The organism is Nocardiopsis synnemataformans, from assembly GCF_965343085.1.
In the GTDB taxonomy this organism is placed as follows: domain Bacteria; phylum Actinomycetota; class Actinomycetes; order Streptosporangiales; family Streptosporangiaceae; genus Nocardiopsis; species Nocardiopsis alborubida.
In genome coordinates this window covers 1-4,779 of the sequence record NZ_CBDRFA010000145.1, presented here as the reverse complement: position 1 = coordinate 4,779, position 4,779 = coordinate 1, and the positions used below count along the sequence as shown (strand labels likewise).

Below are 4,779 nucleotides of genomic sequence, written 5' to 3'. Positions count from 1 at the left end.
AAGTGACGCGGGTGGTGATGCGGGGTTCCGGGCGGACTGTCCTTGGCCGACCGCGGCCAGATAGTCCCCCGCGCAGGGACGAAAACAGCCGTCACATCAATCACCACACCCGGAAGGGGACAGGCTGCACGTAAACGGGCACCTTCGAGTAGCGGGTATACCCACCGGGTTTTCCTCTCCACCAGCGACAGACGGAGGCGCAGTGTCCGGAAACGGCCATCGGGAAGGGCCCAAACCCTGTACGTGCAGGAGCTTCTTCCCCTACCGTCATAGAGCATGAGGCGATCCATGGTGCCAGGGATGCAGGTCGTCGAGCGCGGAGGGCCTGGAGAAGGAACCACCGACTCCTGGTGGGGGCGCGCAGAGGTCCTCGTCAAGCACAACGGAGACCACCCCAACGTCGTAGTCAACGAGTTCGTATGCAACCGACTGGCACTTCTGCTTGGTCTGCCTGCCACCCTCGGAGACATCTGGATCGACGAAGACGGTGTGAAGCACTGGGTGTGCGCCGCCGTCCGCTCGAACGGCACCGAGCTACCTCCAGCCAGTCCCGACGAGCTTCTCCGTGTGGACTCTGAGCTGCGAGCCAATGTGGTGGTCTTCGACATCTGGGTCCACAACACCGATCGGTCAGAGGAGAACCTGCTGTCCGACCGCAAGGGCGGCATCTGGCTGATCGACCACGAGCAAGCACTGTTCGGAGACATCCAAGAGGACCGAGCCCGAGGAATCTCGAGCACACGAGAACGCAAAAATGGGTTCTCCGTTCTCCTCGAAGATGCTCCTCCTCCACGCGATGCCATCAGCAAGGCTGCCAGCAAGCTGCGTTACACGGTGGACAACAGAGCGGTCAAGGCCGTAAGCGGAGACGCTCGCAGGCGAGGCCTGGTCAACGCTGCTGAGGAGAGGGCGATGGTGGACTTCCTCCTTCATCGGCGCGACCATATGACACGTCTGCTAGATGGAACTGGTAGCATGCCCCGCCTGTCACCGGTGCCGGGTACGTTGGACTTCTCGCAAGCAGGAGGTCAAGCATGAGCACGCAGGTACACGCACTGCGCCATGTCCCCGATCTCTACCGGCGCGAGCCCCGCAACGTCGGCGTAATCGTGAGTCACAAGGGCCATAGTGGCGTCGACATGGCGTTCCGCTTCGAGGGCTGGGACGGTACCGCCTACGACGCTAAGGCAGCTCCGAAGGGAGTCGACGCTGACATCTACTTTGGGTGGGCTGAGTACTATGTCCGGCGTGTCCGGCAGGATCGCTGGAGTGCGATCGAGAAGCTCCAGCGGTCGCGTCCGCTGAACTTCTACCTCGAGCAGATGGTCACTATCTTCGATAGCGAACCTGTGGAAGAAGTTTTGAATAGGTTCTATCCGGACCTGGTTACCCCAATTAGCAAGAAGGCACACCGCGACCGGTCCCGGCAAAAGATAAACCAGGTCTTCGACCGCCTAAGCATCAAGCCTGAGCGGAACAAACAGGTGAACGTCACCGAGTTCGGGATTCCTACCTCCATCGAGTTCAAGTACAGCTACCGCAATGGTCGCCTGCACCTCATGGACAGGCTTCCTTTGGCGGCAAACACCACCGAACTGAACCGTGCTGCGCACGATCTGCTGTACCGCTGCGGGGTTGCGAGTCAAAACAACGTGACGAATAGCTTCATCACTTTCGCCGACCTGTCCCGGCGTTCAGAAGAGCCCGAAGCGGTACTGAGGGTCGTAGAGAGGGCGTCTGCGGTCATCGATATCGGCAATATCGACCGGGCTACCGATCACCTCGCAGAGATTATCGGGCAGGTCGCCTGACGCACAAACCAATGCAAAACTGCACCCCGCTCGCCATCACGGCAAGTGGGTATTTCTGCTGTGCAGGGTGATAAAGCAATTCGCGGCAGAGTAGCGGCGATGGAAAGCGCGTAGGCATGCGCGTTCGCCTACGACGCAGATCAGCCTATTTCGTTGCCCCCATGGCTGGAATCGGCCACCAATCCGTGAACCCACCCGTAGCTTCCCCATGCGGGCCTACAGTCCGCAGTAACCAACGACGAGGAGCTTCCTATGCGTTCCCTCACTTCCATGTTCGCTGTGCTCCTGCTCGCTCTCACCGCTTGTTCGCAGCCCATCCTCGACGACACGGTGACCGAGGCGGACACGGTTGTCCCCAGTCCGAGTCCCGTCCCCGAGACAACCCACGAATTCGTCGAACAACGGAGGGAGGGCGACGCCTGGTATGAGGCCCTCACCGACGAGCAGCGCGACCTTATCCACGACAGCTCTGCAGGATTGTGTTCCGTCGCCGACGAGGAGATCACCTACGGCGAGGTCAACGGTGATCAGCAGTCAATGACGTACACCAGGGACCTGGTGATCGAACTCGGCTACTCCGTTGGCATCGCTGTGGCGGGCGAAGGGGACCAGGCCGCACGATCCGCCCGCCAGTTCCTGATGGCCTACGTCAGCGAGGTTTGCCCTGAGCACATCGATGCCGTAGCGGTGGTGTTAGACGAGCAGTACGACGCGGTGTTCGGGACGGCGCTCAACGATCGTGCACACACGCTTTGACCCGATCATGTTGAGGTCAGTCTCCGCATGGTCCCGACTGACGCGCCCGTAAGGTCCTTCTGACACCCGCCCCACGGGGAGGTTCCTGGGGGCGGAAGTGGTTCTCCTCAGATGTGACGGAGCGCTCCGTAGCAGGTGTGCTGGAGGCTCGGAACCATGGACCAACAGTGAACCAATCGAACGCGTCGGTAGCCTCTGCGATGATGAGCCCACACCACCGGTAGTCAGAGAGCAGGACCGACTTGAGCACCCTGGGTAACTTCGTCTGGTTGATCGCTGACCAGCTGCGATTCGTGTACAAGCCGCACCAGTACGGCGACATCATCCTCCCGTTCACGATCCTGCGACGCCTGGACTGCATGCTCGCGCCTACCCGCAGCGAAGTCCGTGCCCTGGCGGAAAAGTACGACGGCGGTGCCTTGAACGCCCAGGTCAAGCTCAAGACCGGCCTGACCTTCTACAACACCTCGCAGTACGACTTCGAGCGACTGCTCAAAGACCCCGAGGGTCTGCGTGCCAACCTGATCGACTACGTCTCGCGCTTCTCCGGCAACATCGACGTCTTCGAGCGCTTCGGTTTTAAGGATGAGATCAACAAGCTCGATGAGAAGAACCGGCTGTACTTGATCGTCTCCAAGTTCGCTGAGGTCGATCTGCACCCCGACACCGTTCCTAACGCGGCGATGGGTGACCTGTACGAGCATCTGATCTACAAGTTCGCGGAAGCCTCCAACGAGGAGGCCGGCGAGCACTACACGCCGCGCGATGCGATCCGCCTCATGGTTGATCTGCTGTACGCGGAGGAGAACGAATCCCTGCTCGAGGATGGGGTTATCCGCTCGATCTATGACCCCACCGTCGGCACAGGCGGCATGCTCTCAGTGGCTGAGGAGCGCCTGCTGGAGCGCAATCCGAAGGCCCGTCTACGCCTGTACGGGCAGGAGATCAACGACCAATCCTATGCTATCTGTAAGTCCGATATGATCGGCAAGGGGCAGGACGTCGACAACATCAAGCTCGGCGACACCTTGGCCCATGACAGGTTCTTCAACAAGACCTTTGACTTCTGCATGTCCAACCCACCCTACGGAGTGGACTGGAAGGCCTCGGAGGAGAACGTCAAGGAAGAGCACAAGAAGGGCGGGCCGAACGGCCGTTTTGCACCCGGCCTGCCGCCGGTCTCCGACGGCCAGATGCTGTTCCTGACCCACCTGGCCCATAAAATGCGCCCCAGTCATGAAGGTGGCGGCCGTGCAGGCATCGTCCTGAACGGTTCCCCGCTGTTCAACGGCAACGCGGAATCCGGCCCATCGCAGATCCGCCGGTGGCTACTGGAGAACGACCTGGTAGACGCGATCGTCGCGCTTCCCACCGACATCTTCTTCAACACCGGGATCGCCACCTACATCTGGATCCTCGACAACACCAAGCAGCCAGAGCGGCGTGGCAAGGTCCAACTGATCGACGCCACCGACATGTGGATCAGGATGCGCAAAGGCATGGGTTCCAAGCGCAAGGAGATCGACGCGGTCGCCCGCGAGCAGATCGTAAAGATCTATGACGCCTTTACCGAAGCAGAGAACTCCAAGATCCTGCAGAACACCGACTTTGGGTACTGGACAGTCATCGTGGAGCGTCCCCTACGGCTGAACTTCTCGGCGTCCCGTGCCGCCAATCTGGATGGCGCTGCGCTGGCCAAGGTGTTTGGCAAGGGAATTGACCCTGCACCGTTCCTAACTGCGTTGGCCTCGATGGGTGATCAGATCTACCTGAGTCGGGAGAAGTTCACCGAGGCGGCCCTCGAGCAGTTCGTCAAGGCCGGGCTGAAGCTGACCAAAGCACAGTACCGCCACCTGGCCAGGGCCGTGGGCGAACGTGATGAGTCGGCGGAGATCTTTACCGACGCCAAGGGCAACCCCGAACCAGATACCTCCAAGCGGGACACGGAAAGCGTCCCTTTCACTTACGGCGGCAACACGCTCGCTGATACTGGACGGGAGGAGACTATTAATAGGTACTTCGAAGCCGAGGTGGCCCCGTACACGCCTGACGCCTGGGTCGACATGAAGAAGACCAAAGTCGGTTATGAGATTCCTTTCAAGCGGCTGTTCTACACGTACACCCCACCACGCCCTCTGAATGATATTGACCGTGACCTGGAAGCGCAGATCGCCAAAATTATGGATTTGCTGCGAGAGGTTGAAGGATGACT

4 protein-coding genes are annotated in these 4,779 nt (G+C 60.1%); all 4 read left to right on the top strand.

The features are described 5' to 3' along the window. Positions 1-300 precede the first annotated feature (300 nt). The 4 genes from ACSIH6_RS38960 to ACSIH6_RS38945 all read left to right on the top strand — a co-directional run bounded on the left by ACSIH6_RS38960 (position 301) and on the right by ACSIH6_RS38945 (position 4,777). Positions 301-1,038, top strand: a complete 738-nt coding sequence (locus ACSIH6_RS38960) for a HipA family kinase (RefSeq protein WP_435113844.1) — start codon at positions 301-303, stop codon at positions 1,036-1,038. Beyond that, positions 1,035-1,811 (top strand): hypothetical protein, encoded by a 777-nt coding sequence (locus ACSIH6_RS38955; RefSeq protein WP_435113842.1) that lies wholly within the window; start codon positions 1,035-1,037, stop codon positions 1,809-1,811. The genes ACSIH6_RS38960 and ACSIH6_RS38955 overlap by 4 nt, the downstream gene beginning before the upstream one ends. A gap of 252 nt (positions 1,812-2,063) precedes the next feature. Beyond that, positions 2,064-2,567, top strand: a complete 504-nt coding sequence (locus ACSIH6_RS38950; RefSeq protein WP_435113840.1) for a hypothetical protein — start codon at positions 2,064-2,066, stop codon at positions 2,565-2,567. A gap of 242 nt (positions 2,568-2,809) precedes the next feature. Then, on the top strand, positions 2,810-4,777 hold the full coding sequence (locus ACSIH6_RS38945; protein ID WP_435113837.1) for a type I restriction-modification system subunit M: 1,968 nt from the start codon (positions 2,810-2,812) through the stop codon (positions 4,775-4,777). The last annotated feature ends 2 nt before the right edge of the window (positions 4,778-4,779 follow it).

Coding starts and splice junctions, on each gene's coding strand:
- ACSIH6_RS38960 (WP_435113844.1), top strand. CDS start 301: ATGCAGGTCGTCGAGCGCGGAGGGCCTGGAGAAGGAACCACCGACTCC.
- ACSIH6_RS38955 (WP_435113842.1), top strand. CDS start 1,035: ATGAGCACGCAGGTACACGCACTGCGCCATGTCCCCGATCTCTACCGG.
- ACSIH6_RS38950 (WP_435113840.1), top strand. CDS start 2,064: ATGCGTTCCCTCACTTCCATGTTCGCTGTGCTCCTGCTCGCTCTCACC.